The organism is Pseudoduganella sp. jia 12, assembly GCF_055502675.1.
This window is the reverse complement of record NZ_JBUXKP010000002.1, coordinates 466,832-483,997: the sequence shown is the minus strand read 5'-3', so window position 1 is coordinate 483,997 and position 17,166 is coordinate 466,832. Positions and strand designations below refer to the sequence as shown.

Sequence of the window (17,166 nt, the reverse complement as noted above, 5' to 3'; positions counted from 1 at the left end):
CGTTGCTACATGCCGGCGCGGCGAGTCCCCATGCTCAATGCCTTGATCGTTTCCACAGGCCGATGGACATCTGCCGAGCGAGGCAGTTACCATTTCTCCGGACACTAATATATTAGCGCGATGACCCGGGCGGCAGCCGGCGAAACGCGCACCGGAGACCATGACAAACGACACCCTGTCGCGCAGGCGCTTCCTGCAATCGGCCACGGCCACATCTATCCTCGCCTCACTGCCGGGACTGTCCGAGGCGGTCACGGCGAATACCGGCGCCAGCGCCCGGCCCGTCGACAGCACCGCGCTGCGCTGGCTGGACGGCAAGCCGCCGGCCCGGTTCGATGGCGCTACGCTGGGCGTACCGTGGCCGCGCGGCACGCTGCGGCTGCCCGCCGGCCGGCAGCTGTCCCTCACGCTGGGCAGCGATGGGCCGGCCATGCAATCGTGGCCGCTGGCCTTCTGGCCCGACGGCTCGCTGAAATGGACAGGCCATGCGATCGCCGGGGGGCCTCCCGCCGAAAGCTGGGACCTGAAGGCGGGCGCTTCTGCCCACGGCACCGTCGCCGTGCGGCAAAGCGCAGGCCAGGTCGTGGTCAGCGCCGGCGACGTCGTATGGACCGTGCCCACCGCGGGCGAAGATCTGGTGGCCAGCGCGACGCGGGCCGGCAGGGTGACGATGCGGCACCTGAAGCTGGTGGCGCTGCGCCAGGATGGTCCGGAACCGGAAAGCGCCGGCAGCGTGGCGCGCCAGCCGTTCACTGGCAAGGTGACGCGCGTGACGGTCGAACAGACGGGGCCGGTGCGCGCGGTGCTCAAGCTCGATGGCATGCACACCGGGGCGGGCCGCGACTGGCTGCCGTTCTCCGTGCGCCTGTATTTCTACGCCGGGTCAGACAGCGTGCGCATCGTGCACTCGTTCATCTACGACGGTACGCCGGACACGGATTTCATCCGCGGCCTCGGTGTGACGGCGCAGGTGCCGATGACGGACGAAACCCACGACCGCCATATCCGCTTTGCCGGCGAAGGCGTGGGCGTCTGGGGCGAGGCCGTGCGGCCCGTGACGGGCCTGCGGCGCGATCCCGGCCAGGCCTACAGGGATGCGCAGGTGGCGGGGAGGGCGCTGCCGCCGCTGGCGGGCATGGCGAAGCCCGTGCAGGATGGCTTGCAGTGGATTCCCGAGTGGGGCGATTTTTCGCTCGCGCAGCTGGCACCCGACGGTTTTACGCTGAAAAAGCGCACGAAGGCGGGCCAGGCGTGGATCGATTCCAACGCCGGCACCCGGTCGAAAGGGCTCGTCTACGCGGGCGGCGCCTCCGGCGGCGTGGTGCTGGGGCTGAAGGATTTCTGGCAGCGCGCGCCGGTGCAGCTGGACGTGCGCAACGCCGCGACGGCCATGGCGAACGTGACGGCCTGGCTGTGGTCGCCGTCTGCGCCGGCGATGGACATGCGGTCCTATCGCAGCGAAGACGGCATGGATACGCACGACAAGCAGATCGCCGGTTTGAACATCACCTATGAAGACTACGAGGCAGGCTGGGATGCGGCCACCGGCGTCGCGCGCACGTCCGAGCTGCAGCTATGGGTGACGGGCAGTACGCCATCGCATGCAACGCTGTCGGCGATGGCGGAGCAGGCGGCCAACCCGGCCCGGCTCGTGCTGGCGCCGGCGCGCATCCACCAGTGCGGCGTGTTCGGGGACTGGGATCCGGTCGACACCGGCACGCCGGCGCGCAAGCTGGTCGAGGACCGGCTCACCGTGCAGCTGGACCAGTACCTGCGCGAAGTGGAGCAGCACCGCTGGTACGGCTTCTGGTCGTATGGCGACGTGATGCACGCGTACGACGCCGACCGCCACATGTGGCGCTACGACATCGGCGGCTATGCGTGGGACAACTCGGAACTGTCGACGGACCTGTGGCTGTGGTACAGCTACCTGCGCACGGGCCGCGCCGACCTGTTCCGCCTTGCCGAGGCGATGACCCGGCACACGGGCGAGGTGGACGTGTATCACCTGGGCCGTTTCAAGGGCTTCGGCACGCGGCATGGCGTGCAGCACTGGTCCGATTCGTCGAAGCAGCCGCGCGTGTCGAATGCCGCCTACCGCCGCATCTATTATTTCCTGACGGCCGACGAGCGCGTGGGCGACCTGATGCGCGAGCTGCTCGACTCCGATGCGAACCTCGCCAACGTGGACATCTCGCGCAAGCTGCCGAAGAAGCCGGACGCGCCGAAGAGCGCGTTCATCAACGCGTCGTTCGGCACCGTGTGGGGTTCGCTGATCGCCGCCTGGCTGGCGGAGTGGGAGCGCACCGGCGACACGAAGTGGCGCGACAAGATCGTCAATGGCATGCGCAGCATCGCGGCACTGGAACGGCAGTGGTTCGCCGCGGGGGCGCCGTACGACCACCGTACCGGCAAATTCCACGGGCCGGGCGACAAGGCCGGCTTCTCGAACCTGAACGGCGTGTTCGGCGTGGTCGAGATGAACTCCGAACTGCTCACCCTTGTCGACGAACCGGCCTACCGCAAGGCCTGGATCCAGTACTGCCGCACCTACAATGCGCCGAAGGAGGAGATCGTGGCGCTGCTGGGGCGCGATCCGGGCGGGCGCGGCATGAGCGACACCAATTCGCGCATGACGGCCTATGCGGCTTACCAGTTGCGCGACCGCGCGCTGGCGCTACGGGGCTGGCGCGAGTTCTTCCAGAGCGACTGGCTGAAGAACAGCCCCGCGCGCCCGGTCCGCATCGAAGGGCCGGCCGTGTTGCGCCCGCTGGCCGAGCTGCCGGGCATCAGCACGAACGGCTCCGCGCAATGGGGCCTGGCCGCGATCCAGCACCTGGCGCTGGGCGTCGACAGCCTCGATGAAGCCGCCCGCGCCGCCGGGCTAATCTCTTGACCCTTGGGCTGGTTCCCTGACCATTTATTTTTTGAGATCACAACGATGAAGACATTCGCGATTGCCCTGCTGGCCGTGCTTGCCTGCCCCCTGGGCCTGGCCACGCCCGCGACGGACGACCTGCGCCCCAAATTCCTGCTGACGGGTGCGCAGTCGCGCGACAGCCAGGACCTGTCCGGCCAGTGGACCTATTCGAAGGACCTGTACCGCACCGGCCTTACGGACATCAACGGCTGGGTCGCCAAGTCGCGCATGCAGCGCTACCGCGACCTGGACGTGGCGGCCGAGGAAGCGCGCGCCACCACCGATTTCTATGAGTTCGACATGGACCGCGGGCCGCTGGCCACGATTCCGGGCGCGTGGAATGCCGCCGTGCCGGAGATGCGCTATTACGATGGCCTGGTCTGGTTCCAGCGCAAGTTCAAGGCGCCGGCGCCGGATGGCGGCCGCGCGTTCCTGCGCTTCGAGGCCGTCAACTACAAGGCCTACGTGTACCTGAACGGCAAGGAGATCGGCCGGCACGAAGGCGGCTTCACGCCGTTCGTGCTGGACGTGACGGACGCGCTGCGCGGCGGCGACAACCGGCTGACCGTCGGCGTCGATTCCACGCACGATGCGCAATCGATCCCCACGGTCATCACCGACTGGGATCTGTACGGCGGCATCACGCGCCCGGTGCGCCTCATCCGCACGCCGGCCACGTTCATCGACGACGCCACGCTGACATTGAAAGCCGATGGCCGCATCGCCGGCGAGGTGCGGCTGCAGGGAGCCAAGGCGGCCGGGCAGGCCGTGACGGTCGCCATCGGCGCGCTCGCCACGGCCACCGCGAAGACGGATGCCGGCGGCCGCGCCGTGTTCGACATCGCCGCTCCGGCGAAACTGGAGCGCTGGTCGCCGGATAGCCCGAAGCTGTACGACGTGCGCTTTTCCGCGGCGGGCGACACGGTGCGCGACCGCATCGGCTTCCGCACGATCGCTGTGAAAGGCAACCAGATCCTGTTGAACGGCAAGCCTATCTTCCTGCGCGGGATCTCGCTGCACGAGGAAGAGTTCGGCCCGAACCCGGCCCGCAACATGACGGAACAGGCGTCGCGCGCGCTGCTCACCGAGATCAAGCACGGCCTGAACGGCAACTACGTGCGGCTGTCGCATTATCCCCATTCGGAAACCACGGTGCGCCTCGCTGACGAGATGGGCCTGCTGGTCTGGAGCGAGATTCCCGTCTACTGGACGGTGGACTGGGAAAACCCCGCCGTGCTGCGCAAGGCGCTGGCGATGCAGGCCGAGACGATCTACCGCGACCGCAATCGCGCCGCCGTCGTGCTGTGGAGCGTGGGCAATGAAACGCCCGTGTCGCCGGCCCGCACCGCCTTCCACGGCGCCATGGCCGACAACGTGCGTGCGCTGGACCCCACGCGCCTCGTCAGCGCCGCACTGCTCGTCGAGCGGCAGAAGGTCGACGGGGAGGATGTCACCGTCATCAAGGACCCGCTCGTCGACAAGCTCGACGTGCTGGCCGTGAACACCTATGCCGGCTGGTACGGCAACGACACGCTCGATGCGCTGCCCACGTTGAAGTGGCAGGTGCCGGCGGACCGGCCGCTGATCCTGTCGGAGTTCGGTGCCGATGCGCTGGCCGGCTACAAGGATCAGGGCAAGGCCGGCGACGGCATGAAGAAATTCACCGAGGAATACCAGGCCGGATACTACCGCCAGACGCTGGCGATGGCCGAGCGGATCCCGACCCTGCGCGGCCTGTCGCCCTGGATCCTGAAGGACTTCCGGTCCCCGCGGCGCGAACATCCGGTGTTCCAGAACGGCTGGAACCGTAAGGGACTCGTGTCCGAAACGGGCGTGCGCAAGCAGGCCTTCGGCGTGCTGGCCGATTACTACCGCAACCGCGCGAAATCCACCGCCGGCGCACCTTGATGGGCGAGCCATTGTGACTGGAGCTGATCACGTCGGCCGCGTCAGGATAACGCTGGCCGGTGGGCCCCATACGAGGTCGCCACCCGCATGCTGGCCGGGACCAGCATGCTCTGGACAGTGCGCTCTTCGACTGGCCGCAATCGGAGCTGCCGTACAAAACAGACCACGACAGCCGGCATTCCCCACCCGCCCGATGCCCACGCTATCCGCGAGACGCACGGCAATACAACCGCGCAAACCTGGCCGGTGAGTGTCCCACTTGTCTGGCGAATGCGACGCTAAAAGCGTTTGCGGAGCTGTAGCCCACCCGCTCGGCGACGTCCGCTACGCTGTGGTCCGGTTGTCCCAGCAGGCTCTTTGCCAAAGCCATGCGCCACGCAAGCAAATATTCCATGGGTGCAGAGCCGATCGCTCGACTAAAGCGTTCGAAGAAAGTCGAGCGTGACAAGGCGGCTTCCTTCGCGAGCTCTGCCACGGTCCAGGGATGCTGCGGTGCCTCGTGCATGCAACGTATGGCTTTTGCCAGCCGCTCGTCGGAAAGTCCACGTACCAACCCGGGCGAGGAAGAAACACCCTTTGTGGACCGCAATGCTTCGATCACCAGCACTTCCAGCAAATGTCCGAGAACGACGTCACGTGCCGGGCGATTCGCACGAGACTCGCTGACCACGAGCTCCATCACCGATTGCAGACGGGTTTCTCTGCGCACGTGCAGGATGTCCGGCAGCAGGGACACCAGCAAAGTCGCGTCCGGCGACTCGAAAACGCAATAGCCGACCAACAGCCGCACATCTGCGGGTCCCGACGGGTCACCGTGCCTGGTCTCGTTATCCAGGACGGAAATATCTTCGGGACGATAATTCTTGTTCTCGCACCGCTTGATGCTCGACATATCAAAACGGTCAGCTGCAGGGATGAGGACGAAGTCACCTTGCTGCAAACGGATGGCCTCCCGCTTCTCGACAGCGATCGCACACTCGCCTTCCACGACCGCACAGAAAAAAGGCCCGCCTGATTCGGTCCGGTGCACAGTCCACTCGCCAGACCCGCTCACGATTTTCGAGTACGGGGCACCTGGCTTGAGGAGTGAGACGACTTCGGACAATGGATCGACCATTCTGGACTCCTGCGCACGAATTGCGGACTTCCAAGTGTAGATCGTCCGGGCTGTATCGTCTATTCTGTTTTCACACTTTTGAAAGGACAGATCGATGAAAACGGTTTTGATTACTGGATGTTCTTCGGGTTTTGGCTTGGAAACAGCAGAATACTTTTTGGCGAAAGGGTGGCAAGTCGTCGCGACGATGCGCTCGCCCAAGCCCGCCAATTTCTCCGAGTCGCCAAATCTGCGCGTGGTGAAACTCGACGTCACCAATCCGGAAAGTATTGTGCAGGCAGTTGCATCGATCGGCCCGGTCGACGTGCTCGTGAATAATGCCGGCGTGGGCCTGCTCGGTATCGTTGAAGGGACGTCGATGGCGACAATTCGGGAAATATTCGAAACAAACACCTTGGGTACTATCGCGATGACCCATGCCATGCTGCCGCATTTCCGCAGACAGCGTTCGGGTGTGATCGTCAATGTGACTTCAGCCACGACATACCGACCTCATCCATTGCTGGCTGTCTATACAGCCAGCAAAGCTGCTGTCAATGCTTTTTCGGAATCGCTGGCATTGGAGCTTGCGCAGTTCAATGTCCGGATCAATCTGGTCATCCCGGGCCGTGCGCCGGAAACACCATTCAGCAAGAACGCACAGCCCCGCATGGAAGGCGCTTTTCCAGAAGCCTACAGCGAGTTCGTACAGGAGATTTTTGGCCGGATGGGCGAGTCCACCATGGTGACGCATCCCGCTGACGTCGCGGAAGCGATCTGGCAGGCAGCAACAGACCCAACGGTCCCGCTACGACTCCCGGCTGGCGCGGATGCCCATGCGATGTCGCGTGTTGCGAGCTGATTAACCGTGCAAGAATGCTTACCGCTGCCAGGTCGAATGGCGTGATGGAGACCATTGACATGGACCGCAGCTCGAAAGCGGGATCTACGGCAAAGCGATCGGCCCGCGTATGCGTGAGCGTGAAGGCCCGGCTGTTCAGGCCGGGGCGACAGGGGAAGCCAGGTGCCGGTCCCGCTCAAGGCGCCTGCTGCACGGTGCCTTGATCGTACTGGTCGTCGTCTGTCTCGCTGGGGGGCATCGCGTTCTGCTGGCTGGATTGCTGACCGGACTGCTGGCTGCCCTGGCTTGCGGGCGATCCCCCGGCGGTGCTGCCGGTGCTGCCGGTGCCAGTGCCGCCGGCACTGCCCGACGTGCCGTCACGCGTGCTCTGGTCGTTTCCTGGGTTGCTGTCCCTGCTTTCGCTTTGCATCGGCATGCTGTCCTCCGTTGTCATGAAATGTGGTGCAACAGTAGCCCGGGACCAGCCTCGCACGAATAGGCCTGGAGCGGCTGCGGGTGTAGGAGCCGATCCAGCCCGGAGTATCGGCATGTTGCCGCGCTGCACTTCCTCCCCGCGTGCTACGATGCACGCTTTGCAATGAATGAAGGGTAGTATGTGGAGCCGCTGATACTGATCGGCCTGATCGTGTTGAATGGTGTATTCGCGATGTCGGAAATCGCGCTGGTGACCGCCCGCCGGGGCAAGCTGATGAAGCTGGCAGCGGAGGGCGACCATGCCGCCGCTGCGGCGCTGAAGCTGGCGGAAGACCCGACGCGGTTCCTCTCCACCGTGCAGATCGGCATCACGTCGATCGGCATCCTGAACGGTATCGTCGGCGAAGCCGTGCTGGCCAGGCCGCTGTCGCTGTGGCTGACGGGCCTGGGCCTGGATCAACAGCCGGCCGAGATCACGGCCACGGCGCTCGTCGTCATCGTGGTGACATACGTGTCGATCGTGGTGGGAGAACTGGTGCCGAAACGGCTCGGCCAGCTCGCCCCGGAAGTGGTCGCGCGGCTGGTGGCGCGGCCCATGCAGAGCCTGGCGGTCATGACGCGGCCGTTCGTGATGCTGCTGACCGGTTCCACCCACGCGATCCTGCGCGTGATGGGCGTGCGCCAGACGGCGCAGGCCAGCGTCACGCAGGAAGAGATCCACGCGATGCTGGAGGAGGGGTCGGAAAGCGGCGCCATCGAGCAGCAGCAGCACGACATGGTGCGCAACGTGTTCCGGCTGGACGACCGCAAGCTCGGCTCGCTGATGATCCCCCGCTCGGACATCGTCTTCCTCGATATCCGCCTGCCGGTCGATGAAAACCTGGCGCGACTGCTCGATTCCGAGCACTCGCGTTTCCCCGTGTGCGACGGCGGCCTGGCCAATGTGGTTGGTGTCGTCACGGCCAAACAGGCGCTGGCCGTGCTGGCCAAGGGGCAGGTGCCCGATTTCGCCGCCATTTCCCAGCCCGCGGTCTACGTGCCCGAAACACTGACCGGCATGGGCCTGCTCGAACAGTTCCGCGCCAGCGGCATGCAGATGGTGTTCGTGATCGACGAATACGGCGATATCGAAGGCATCGTCACCGTGCAGGACATGCTTGAAGCGCTGACCGGCGAGTTCACGCCCCGCAACGTGGAGGAAGCATGGGCGGTCGAACAGCCCGACGGCGCGTGGCTGCTGGCCGGCACGATCCCCGTCCACGAACTGAAGGACCGGCTGAGCCTGCGCTCCGTCCCGGAAGAAGAGAAGGGCCATTACCACACGATCAGCGGCATGATCATGCTGCTGCTGGGCCGCCTGCCGGCCGCCGGCGACGTGGTCGAGTGGGAGCACTGGCGTTTCGAGATCACCGGCATGGACGACAAGCGCATCGACAAGGTGCACGCCGCATTCATCGGCAATTACGAGCCCACGCCGGCCGATACCTGACGCCCCCGGCGGCGCGCTACCGGCGGAAACGCGAATAGAACAGCACCCCGGCCACGCCGGCGAGGAACATCATCCAGCCGGCCGGTTCGGGAATGGGCGAGGCCGGCACCGGCGCGACCTCGCCGGGCAGGCCGCCGGCCCCCGGCCCCAGGCCGGGCGTCCAGTCGCCGAACGGGCTTGTCGGCCACGACGGTGGCGGTGCCACCGGCGCACCGGCGGCCAGTCGTGCCATTGCATCGGTGGCCTCGATATCGACTTCGGGAGCGCCGGCAGGTTCGGGAACAGCACCGGGCCGGGCCGCGCGCGGAACCTCCGCGGGGCCAGCAATGCCATCGCCGGCACCACCGCCGCTGGCACCGCCGCCGCTCTCACCGCTGGCTGTCGCGAGCCGGCTGATGTTGTTGCAGATGCGCGGCACGATCAGGCAGTGGCCATCGGCGCAATACACTTTCGCCGGCTCGCGCGCGGTTGCGGGCCAGCGTTCGCGCGTGACGCGCTCGCACACGGTCTGCCGGCCGAAATGCATGCCGGTGATGGCGGGCGCATAGCTGGCACGCCCCTCGATCGCATCGCGGGTGATGATCACGTCATCGTCGGCATTGCCGGCATCGATCTTCGCGGCGAGGCGGTGCCGGGTGGCGGCAGGGATGTCGACATACCGGGAAACAGCTTCCGTCGCCGTACCGCGGTACGGATGGCGGCCGGGCGTGTTCCACGAGCAGGCAGGCACGATGGCGGCTGCCGTCATGGCGGCCGACGCTAATAGGAGGGACATGTTCAGGACCAGGCGCGGGGGCGCCGTGCGGGACAATGGCGGACACGGAGCAAACGGCACGCCATCGGGGCCGTCCGGGTGGCAACGAGGGCACCGGGCAATGGTGGCGTTGGCTCGGCCACAGGTGACATCGTAGCATCAAAAAGCTGCCGTGCGACAACTTCAAGTTGTTAAAGAATCCTTGGTACAACAGTTTCCCATGGCAGTACCATAATGCCCACAGGAATTCAGTTGCAAGATTGTAATTGGGTTGTCTCTGGGATATACTCAAAGTTACCCTGTCTCAATAGTGCTTTAGATATGTCCACTCTCGTTGCCGGTGCGGTCGTTGCCACCGCCATGCTGTCGAACTGCTCCTGGAACAGCCCTGGCAGGAACCCGTACCGGGGCAGCGTGAGCGCCGCGGTCTCCCGTTATGTCGATATTCCCGCGCCGGTGCGCACCGCGCTGGTCGCGAAGATCGAGGCCGGCCGTGCCGACGATGACGCCACGATCGGGCGCGACCATATTTCGGGCAAGTTCGACTACGACCCACGCATCACGGGCATGCATTTCGGCCAGCGGACGATGTGCGACCACGTGACGCGCGCCGGCTGGAGCGCCACGGCGCGCGAGCCGGCAAAGGTGTATTGCGTGGACGACCATTGCCTGATCGTGCCGCAAATTTGCAGCAACATCAGCCGTGTGCGCCGCGTTGTCGCGGATAGCAGCGGCGGCAGCGGTGGTGGTGGCAGCAGCGGCGGCGGCGCCGGCGAGCAGGCGGCCTTGCCGGTTGCCCCGGCCCCCGGCTGGATCCGGATCGCCTCGCCCGACGACGTGGCCGCGGCCGATGCGCTGGCCCAGGTGGCGGCAGTGCCGGAACCAGTGGTCGCATCGTCGGCATTCATGTCGCCATTCGGTTCAGCCGTGCACGGCCCCGACCTGGCCGACCGCAATCCCTCTACCGGCACCGACCTGGCGCAGCCGACGCCCGTACCGGAGCCGGCGACGCTGGGCATGCTGGGGGCCGGACTGGCGCTGGTCTATGGCGTGGCGCGCCTGCGCTCGGCCCGCAAGGCGCAAAAGCAGCGTAAGGGCGGCTGACGGCCTGCCTGCCGCCATCGCGGGAGACGGATCAACCGGGTGAGCAGTTCGGCCGCCCGGCCCGGATGGCGCTGACAGCGCCGATGGTTGCGCTTATCATCACATCGTTGGCGAATTGTTGCGCTAACACGGTCGCGCACGCGGGGCCGCCGCTTCAAGAGCCGCTTCAAGAGGCTATAAAGCCGCTTCGAAAGCCGCTTCGAAAGCTGATGATCACCAACCACAAGAGACGACATTGCGACCCACGACCCTCGCCAGCGTGCTGCTGGCCGCCAGCAGCATCCTTCCCGCGCTGCATGCTTCCACGCAGGCCGCCACGCCCGCAGCCAAGAACAGTTACCGTGCGACGCCGCTGCCGGCGGGCGTCTGGTCTCCCGACCAGGGCGATGGCACCTATATCAACCCGATCCTGGCCGGCGATTATTCCGATCCCGACGTGGTGCGCGTGGGCGACGACTTCTATCTGACCGCGTCGAGTTTCACGAACGTGCCCGGCCTGCCGGTGCTGCATTCGAAGGACCTCGTCAACTGGTCGCTGGTGGGCCATGCGCTGGAGAAGAACGTACCGGAAGCGCACCATGCGGTACCGCGCCATGGCGGCGGCGTGTGGGCACCGGCGATCCGGCACTACGATGGCCGCTTCTACATCTATTACCCGGACCCGGACTTCGGCATCTTCATGGTCAGCGCCAGCGACGCGAAGGGGCCGTGGACGGCGCCGGTACTGGTGGACGATGCAAAGGGCGCGATCGATCCCGCGCCGTTCTGGGACGACGACGGCCAGGCATGGCTGGTGCACGGCTTCGCCGGTTCGCGCGCCGGCTTCAAGAACGTCATCACCCTCAAGAAGATGAGCGCCGACGGCAAGCGCACGCTGCCGGGCGAGAAGCGCATCATCGAAGGCGACAAGCTGCCGAAGGTGGCCACGTCGCAGGGCTTGACGCCATGGTTTACCACCGAGGGGCCCAAGCTGTACAAGCGCAAGGGCTGGTACTACGTGTTCGTGCCGTCCGGTTCCGTCAAGGGGGGCTGGCAGGGCGTGTTCCGCGCCCGGCACATCGAAGGCCCGTACGAAGGGCGCAACGTGATGGACCAGGGCGAGACGCCCATCAACGGGCCGCACCAGGGGGCGTGGGTCGATACCCCGGCGGGCGAGGACTGGTTCGTGCATTTCTCGGATGCCGATTCCTACGGCCGCCGCGTGTACCTGCAACCGATGCGCTGGGGCGCCGACGGCTGGCCGGTCATCGGCGTCCAGCAGGGCAAGGCGCCGTACGGCGCGCCCGTCACGCGCCACGCGAAGCCGAAAGTGGCCGCGCAGCCCGTGGCCGTGCCGGTCGCCAGCGACGAATTCGACGATGGCTTTCACCTCGGCTGGCAGTGGATGGCCAATCCGATGGCGGACTGGGTCGATGCATCCGCGAAGGGCAGCTTGCGGCTGAAAGCCGTGTCGTCGCCGGCGAACCTGTGGGAAGCCGGCCACCTGCTCACGCAAAAGCTGCCGGGCATGACGTTCTCCGTCACGACGTCCATCGCGCTGGCGCCGGGCGGGCAGCCGGGCGAGCGTGCCGGCCTGATGGCCTATGGCTATGACTATGCGTGGATCGGCCTGGAGAACACGGCGGCCGGCCAGCGGCTGGTGCAGGTCACGCGCCTGAAGGCGGACCTTGGCGTGAATGGCGGAAAGATCCAGCAAAGCTCGGAGACGGTCCTGACGGCGCCCGTGGAGGTGAAGGGGCCGGTGCACGTGCGCCTGTCGTTCAGTCCAGTGGAAGTGGCGGAGCCGGCCCCGAGCGTGCCCCATTACTGGCATTCGATGCTGCGCTCGACGCACGCCCGGGTCGCGTTCAGCTACAGCGTGGATGGCGTGAACTTCCAGCCGTTCGGCACGCCGTTCACCACGCAGCCGGGCCGCTGGGTCGGCACGCAGGTGGGCCTGTTCGCGCAGGCGCCGGGCGGCACGCCGTCGAACACGGCCACCCGCGCCGGGTACGCCGAGTTCGACTATTTCCGCTTCGGCAGGTAGACCCGGAGACAAAAGCCGGGGGCAGGGATGCCGGCCTGCGGGCCGGCGCCCCTTACTGAACCCCCTTTGCTTTCGGGTCTATGCAGGCATCCGAACTTGCTTCACCCCGTCATCTCCAGCCGGGCGATCTGCCGCAGCGCGCCGCGCAGGTGGTGGCTTTCCGCCTGCGCCGCGGCGTTTACGTAGCCGCGTGCGTAGGTGAGACCATCCTTGAGGTCCTCGGTCGGGTTCCGTTTTTCCAGCTCGTCGAACAGCGTGCCGGCGACGGCCAGGTCATTGAGCAGGCCGAGCTTGTCCTGCAGCGCCGACAGTGCGCGGATATAGCGCTTTGCGGCCTTGCCCGGCAACAGGTCGTGGAAGAACTCGGCCGCGTAGCGCGCCTTCTTCGCCGCGATGCGCACGCGGTGGCGGGCCGGTGCGTCGTTTTCGTCCAGCCCTTCGATCCGCTTGCGCAGGCGCCGCTGGGCTTTCGCCAGCAATGGTGCCATCGCGTCGCGGGCCCGCTGGCGCAGCGGCGAATCCGCCGGCAGCGCGCTACCCGAACGCCATTGCCGGCCATGGAACCAGCCGTTCAGTTGCAGGATCAGCTGCGTGTAGCGGGGCTGGTGCAGCGTGGGCAGCAGCGCGCGGTGCAGCTCCCTGGCGCGCTGCTCCGCCGTTGCGCGCAGTGGGCCGAGGTCGGCGCCGCGGATCTGTTCGATCGTGGAGCCGGCCAGCACGTCCCAGTCGCGCGCCGCGCCGAGCTCTCCCGCCAGCCATTCCAGGCTGTCCTGCACGGGCTCCGGCAGCGGCGCCAGGTCGGCGAACATGTCGAGCAGCGCGCGCAACCGGCGCAGGCCCACCCGCATCTGGTGCAGGCTTTCCACGCTGCCCGCCAGCACGCCGGGCACGTTGGCCTCGAGCTGCTGCAGGCAGTTCAGGCCCATGCACTGCAGCGCTTCCTCGAGCCGCATCTTCTTCGTCAGGTGCACCGGCACGGCCTTGATGGGTGCCGGCGCTTCGCCGTCGAGCAGCGCATAGCCGCGCGCGGCCTTGCTGTCGTTGGCGATCCGCAGCGGGATATCCGCATGCAGTGCCAGCGCCAGCTCGAACAGCGGCGTGGGATCGCCCCGTTTCAGTTCCAGTTCCAGCTCGCCGATCGGCGCGTTGCGGCCACCCACGTGGATGTCGCCGGCATCGAGCACGCATTCGACCCGCTGCCCCTCGGGCAGTTCCAGGTTCCATTGCGTGCGGCGCGTGGTGTTGTTGAACACGGGGCGCAGCTGGTTGACGATATCGGGCGTGCGCAGCAGCTCGGCGATGCGCTTCTGCTTGACCTGGCGCGCCAGGTTGACCGGATCCGGCTCCGGCCCGGCCAGTGCGGATTCCCATTCGCCGCGCTCGTGCAGGCCGGCCGAACCGGCGGCCGCCGTCTTGACGGTCTGGATCCACGCGTCGCCATCGCCGCGCACGCGCAGTGTCAGGCCGTTGCGCCACAGGTCGAGGCGCGGTGTGTCGTAATAGGTGTCGCGCAATTCATGTTCTTCCGGCGTGGCGCCGGCGATGCCGGCCAGCAGCGCGTGGTCGCGCAACCGGTCGAGGTCGCCTTGGGCGACCGTCAGTTTCAGTTCCGTTTCCATCGGGTTCTCCGTATCATGATGCCCGTGCGCGCTGGCAGGGGCGGCAATAGAAGGATGAGGCACCGGCAGAAACTTCCGGTACCTCGTGGTTTGTACTATACAAGTTAGCGTTCTCATCCGTCGCCCGGCTGGGCTGCGTGCCGGATCGATGCGCCCGCTACCAATGTGCTAGCGCGTCATCGCGCCGTCACATCTCCGATTTACCATAGCGCAACTATGCCCCTTGCATGTCCACCTCCACATTCCCCTGTGCGCCCGTTTTTTCCTCGACTGCCGCGTGCCTGGCTGCCCGCGCTCGCGCCGTTCCTGGCACTGCTGGCCATTGCCGTCTACGGTCTCGTAATGGAGGCGCAACTGGGGCATGACCGCGATCTCGCCGAACGCGACGCGTTGCGCGAAGTGCGGTCGTATGCCGAAGCCTATGAACAATATGCCACGCGCTCGATCGCCCAGATGGAGCAGGCGGCGACACAGCTGAAACATGCGTGGGAGCAGGCCGGGGGGCGGCTGGATCTGCAGGCGCTTCGGCGCGAAGGCATGTTCATCGACGGGGCATTCAGCGAGGTGGCCATCGCCGATGCGGCCGGGCGGATCGTGTCGGCGATCCCGCGTCGCGCGCGGGCCACGCTGGACCCGGCGGATCCCGCCCTGCGGTATCACCGGCAAAACAATTCCAGCGCGCTGCTGATCGGCGCCGCGCCGGGCGAGCCGGCGGCACGCCAGCGCCAGGTCAGGATGACGCTGCGGCTCGAATCGCCGGACAACGAGTTCGCCGGCATCGTGTCGCTCACCGTCGCTGCCGAGTATCTGACCGCATTCCATAACGAACGTGTGCTCGGCCGGCACGGCCTGGTGGCGCTGACCGCGCCGCCAGCCGGCCCGGGCGGCGTGTGGATCGAAGCACCTGGCGCCGGCCGCGATGGGTCGATGTTCCGTACCGTTCCCGCGCTTGCGGGAGGCGACGGCGCCGCGCAACTGCCCGGCACAAACTTCACCGATGGCGCCCCGCGCCTGCTGGGGTGGCACCGTTCGGCCGTCTACCCGGTGGTGGCGCTGGCAGGCAAGACCACGGCCGATGCGCTGACATCCGCCCGCGAGCGGGCCGCCGCGGCGCGCCGGGTGTGGGCCGAGATCTCGGCCGGCATGCTGCTCGCGTCGCTGGCGCTGGCGCTTGCCCTGCGGCGCCAGCAGGCGCGCCGCGCCGCCGAGGAAGAAGTGCGCAAGGCTTACCGGACGGCGACCGAGAACGCCAAGGACGGCTTCTACATGGCGCAGGCGGTGCGCGACACGACGGGTGCCGTCGTCGACTACATCGTGGTGGACTGCAACGAGCGCGGCGCCTCCTTCTATGGCGGCGGCCGCGACGACCTGGTCGGCCGGCGCATTTCCGTCATCGAGCGCGAACACGGCGGCCCCATGCTGGACGCTTACCACGCTGCCATGCAGGAAGGCATTTACGAAGACGAGCGCCAGATGCCGGCCGGCCGGCGCATGCAGATCACCTGGGGCCGCCGGCGCATCGTCCGGGTCGGCAACGGGCTGGCGATCACGCTGCAAGACATCTCCGAACGCAAGGCTTATGAAAGCGAGCTGCTGTACCTGGCCAACTACGACACGCTGACCGGCCTGCCGAGCCGGCCGTGGGTGACGCGCTTCGTGCCCCGGGCGATCGAGGAAGCCGCGCAGCGCGACGGCACGCTGGCGCTGCTGCTGGTCGACCTCGATGGTTTCAAGGAGGTCAACGAAACCCATGGCCACGGCGCCGGCGACGACCTGCTGAAGCAGGTCGCGCTACGGCTGGGAGGCCTGCTGCGGCCGCAGGATATCGTCGCACGCCTGGGCGGCGACGAATTCGTCGTGGTGATTTCGCCTGGCGGGTCCGACGAGGAACTGGCGACGATCGGCGGGCGGATGGTGGTAGCCCTGTCGCGCCCGTACGACCTGGGCAGCGCGCGCTGCACGATCGGTGCCTCGATCGGCATCAGCTGCTATCCGCGCGACGGCGGGGATGCCGCCACGCTGCTCCGGCACGGCGACATCGCCATGGGCGCGGCCAAGCGCGAGCGGGGCAGCCACTACCGCTTCTTCGATCCCGACCTGTACGTAGCTGCGACGGCGCGCGTGCAGCTGCGCCACAGCCTGCAGGTCGCGGTGGCGCAGCAGGCGGAGCTGCCGCAGTTCGAACTGTATTACCAGCCGCGCGTGAACCTGGCCACGGGGCGCCTGTGCAGCATGGAGGCGCTGCTGCGCTGGCACCATCCGGAACTGGGCATGGTGCCGCCGGCCAAATTCATTCCGATCGCGGAAGAGTGCGGGCTGATCGGCGCGATCGGCCGCTTCGTGATCGAGCAGGCGTGCCGGCAGCTTGCCCTGTGGCGTGCCGCCGGGCTGGCGATCGTGCCCGTATCGATCAATGTGTCGGCCCACCAGTTCGGCCATGGCGGCGTGCATGCCCACCTGGCGATGCACCTGGCGCGGCACCACCTGCCCGGTGCCATGCTGGAAGTGGAGATCACCGAGTCGGCGATGCTGGCCGAAGGGGTGGACGTGCGCGGCGAGCTGGCGGCCCTGCGCGAACTGGGTGTCAGGCTGCACGTCGACGACTTCGGCACCGGGTACTCGTCGCTGGCGCAGCTGCAGCGGCTGAACATGGACGTGCTGAAGATCGACCGCGCTTTCACCTCGGAACTGACGGTGTCGCCGGAAGGCCGCGTGCTGTTCCAGGCGATCGTGTCGATGGCGAAGGCGCTGGACATGGAAGTGGTCGCGGAGGGCGTGGAAACGGCCGGCCAGCTGGCCGCGCTGATCGCGCTCGGGTGCGACGAAGGGCAGGGCTACCTGTTCGCGGCGCCGCTGCCCGTGCGCCAGGCCGGCAGCCTGCTGGCCCGGCCGCAGCTGATGTCGCTGCTGGCGCCGGCGGATGTCATGGCGGTGTCCTGATCCAACCCTGGAACGGCGGGCCTGTCGTTGCGCA

Annotated in this window: 11 protein-coding genes; 7 read left to right on the top strand and 4 right to left on the bottom strand. The window is 67.0% G+C overall.

The features are described from left to right. The first annotated feature begins 160 nt into the window (after nucleotides 1-160). On the top strand, nucleotides 161-2,896 hold the full coding sequence (locus ACY65G_RS05095; RefSeq protein ID WP_464996271.1) for an exo-rhamnogalacturonan lyase family protein: 2,736 nt from the start codon (nucleotides 161-163) through the stop codon (nucleotides 2,894-2,896). Between the two features lie 45 nt (nucleotides 2,897-2,941). Continuing rightward, nucleotides 2,942-4,828 carry a glycoside hydrolase family 2 protein gene (locus ACY65G_RS05090; RefSeq protein ID WP_464996270.1) on the top strand — a complete coding sequence of 629 codons (1,887 nt, stop codon included), beginning with the start codon at nucleotides 2,942-2,944 and terminating at the stop codon, nucleotides 4,826-4,828. 202 nt (nucleotides 4,829-5,030) lie between these two features. Here ACY65G_RS05090 and ACY65G_RS05085 read toward each other — a convergent pair whose 3' ends face one another. Further along, on the bottom strand, nucleotides 5,031-5,945 hold the full coding sequence (locus tag ACY65G_RS05085; RefSeq protein ID WP_464996269.1) for an AraC family transcriptional regulator: 915 nt from the start codon (nucleotides 5,943-5,945) through the stop codon (nucleotides 5,031-5,033). A gap of 94 nt (nucleotides 5,946-6,039) precedes the next feature. Here ACY65G_RS05085 and ACY65G_RS05080 point away from each other — a divergent pair, with 94 nt between their 5' ends. Further along, entirely contained in the window at nucleotides 6,040-6,786 is a 747-nt protein-coding gene (locus tag ACY65G_RS05080) for an SDR family oxidoreductase (RefSeq protein WP_464996268.1), read from the top strand. A gap of 175 nt (nucleotides 6,787-6,961) precedes the next feature. Here the strand turns inward: ACY65G_RS05080 and ACY65G_RS05075 are convergent, their stop codons facing one another. Then, nucleotides 6,962-7,219: a hypothetical protein gene (locus ACY65G_RS05075; protein ID WP_464996267.1), complete on the bottom strand. Its 258-nt coding sequence runs from the start codon at nucleotides 7,217-7,219 to the stop codon at nucleotides 6,962-6,964. A 162-nt stretch (nucleotides 7,220-7,381) separates the two neighbouring features. Here ACY65G_RS05075 and ACY65G_RS05070 point away from each other — a divergent pair, with 162 nt between their 5' ends. Further along, complete coding sequence (locus ACY65G_RS05070) at nucleotides 7,382-8,689, top strand: hemolysin family protein (RefSeq protein WP_464996266.1); 1,308 nt, start codon at nucleotides 7,382-7,384, stop codon at nucleotides 8,687-8,689. A gap of 16 nt (nucleotides 8,690-8,705) precedes the next feature. Here ACY65G_RS05070 and ACY65G_RS05065 read toward each other — a convergent pair whose 3' ends face one another. Then, nucleotides 8,706-9,464: an MHFG family PEP-CTERM protein gene (locus tag ACY65G_RS05065; protein ID WP_464996265.1), complete on the bottom strand. Its 759-nt coding sequence runs from the start codon at nucleotides 9,462-9,464 to the stop codon at nucleotides 8,706-8,708. Between the two features lie 300 nt (nucleotides 9,465-9,764). Here ACY65G_RS05065 and ACY65G_RS05060 point away from each other — a divergent pair, with 300 nt between their 5' ends. Further along, nucleotides 9,765-10,547 carry an MHFG family PEP-CTERM protein gene (locus ACY65G_RS05060; protein ID WP_464996264.1) on the top strand — a complete coding sequence of 261 codons (783 nt, stop codon included), beginning with the start codon at nucleotides 9,765-9,767 and terminating at the stop codon, nucleotides 10,545-10,547. Nucleotides 10,548-10,782: 235 nt separating this feature from the next. Further along, complete coding sequence (locus ACY65G_RS05055) at nucleotides 10,783-12,573, top strand: glycoside hydrolase family 43 protein (protein ID WP_464996263.1); 1,791 nt, start codon at nucleotides 10,783-10,785, stop codon at nucleotides 12,571-12,573. Between the two features lie 101 nt (nucleotides 12,574-12,674). Here ACY65G_RS05055 and ACY65G_RS05050 read toward each other — a convergent pair whose 3' ends face one another. Further along, entirely contained in the window at nucleotides 12,675-14,192 is a 1,518-nt protein-coding gene (locus ACY65G_RS05050; protein WP_464996262.1) for a CYTH and CHAD domain-containing protein, read from the bottom strand. Between the two features lie 249 nt (nucleotides 14,193-14,441). Here ACY65G_RS05050 and ACY65G_RS05045 point away from each other — a divergent pair, with 249 nt between their 5' ends. Beyond that, a complete protein-coding gene (locus ACY65G_RS05045; protein WP_464996261.1) occupies nucleotides 14,442-17,132 on the top strand; it encodes a bifunctional diguanylate cyclase/phosphodiesterase in 2,691 nt (896 codons plus the stop codon). Nucleotides 17,133-17,166 lie beyond the last annotated feature (34 nt).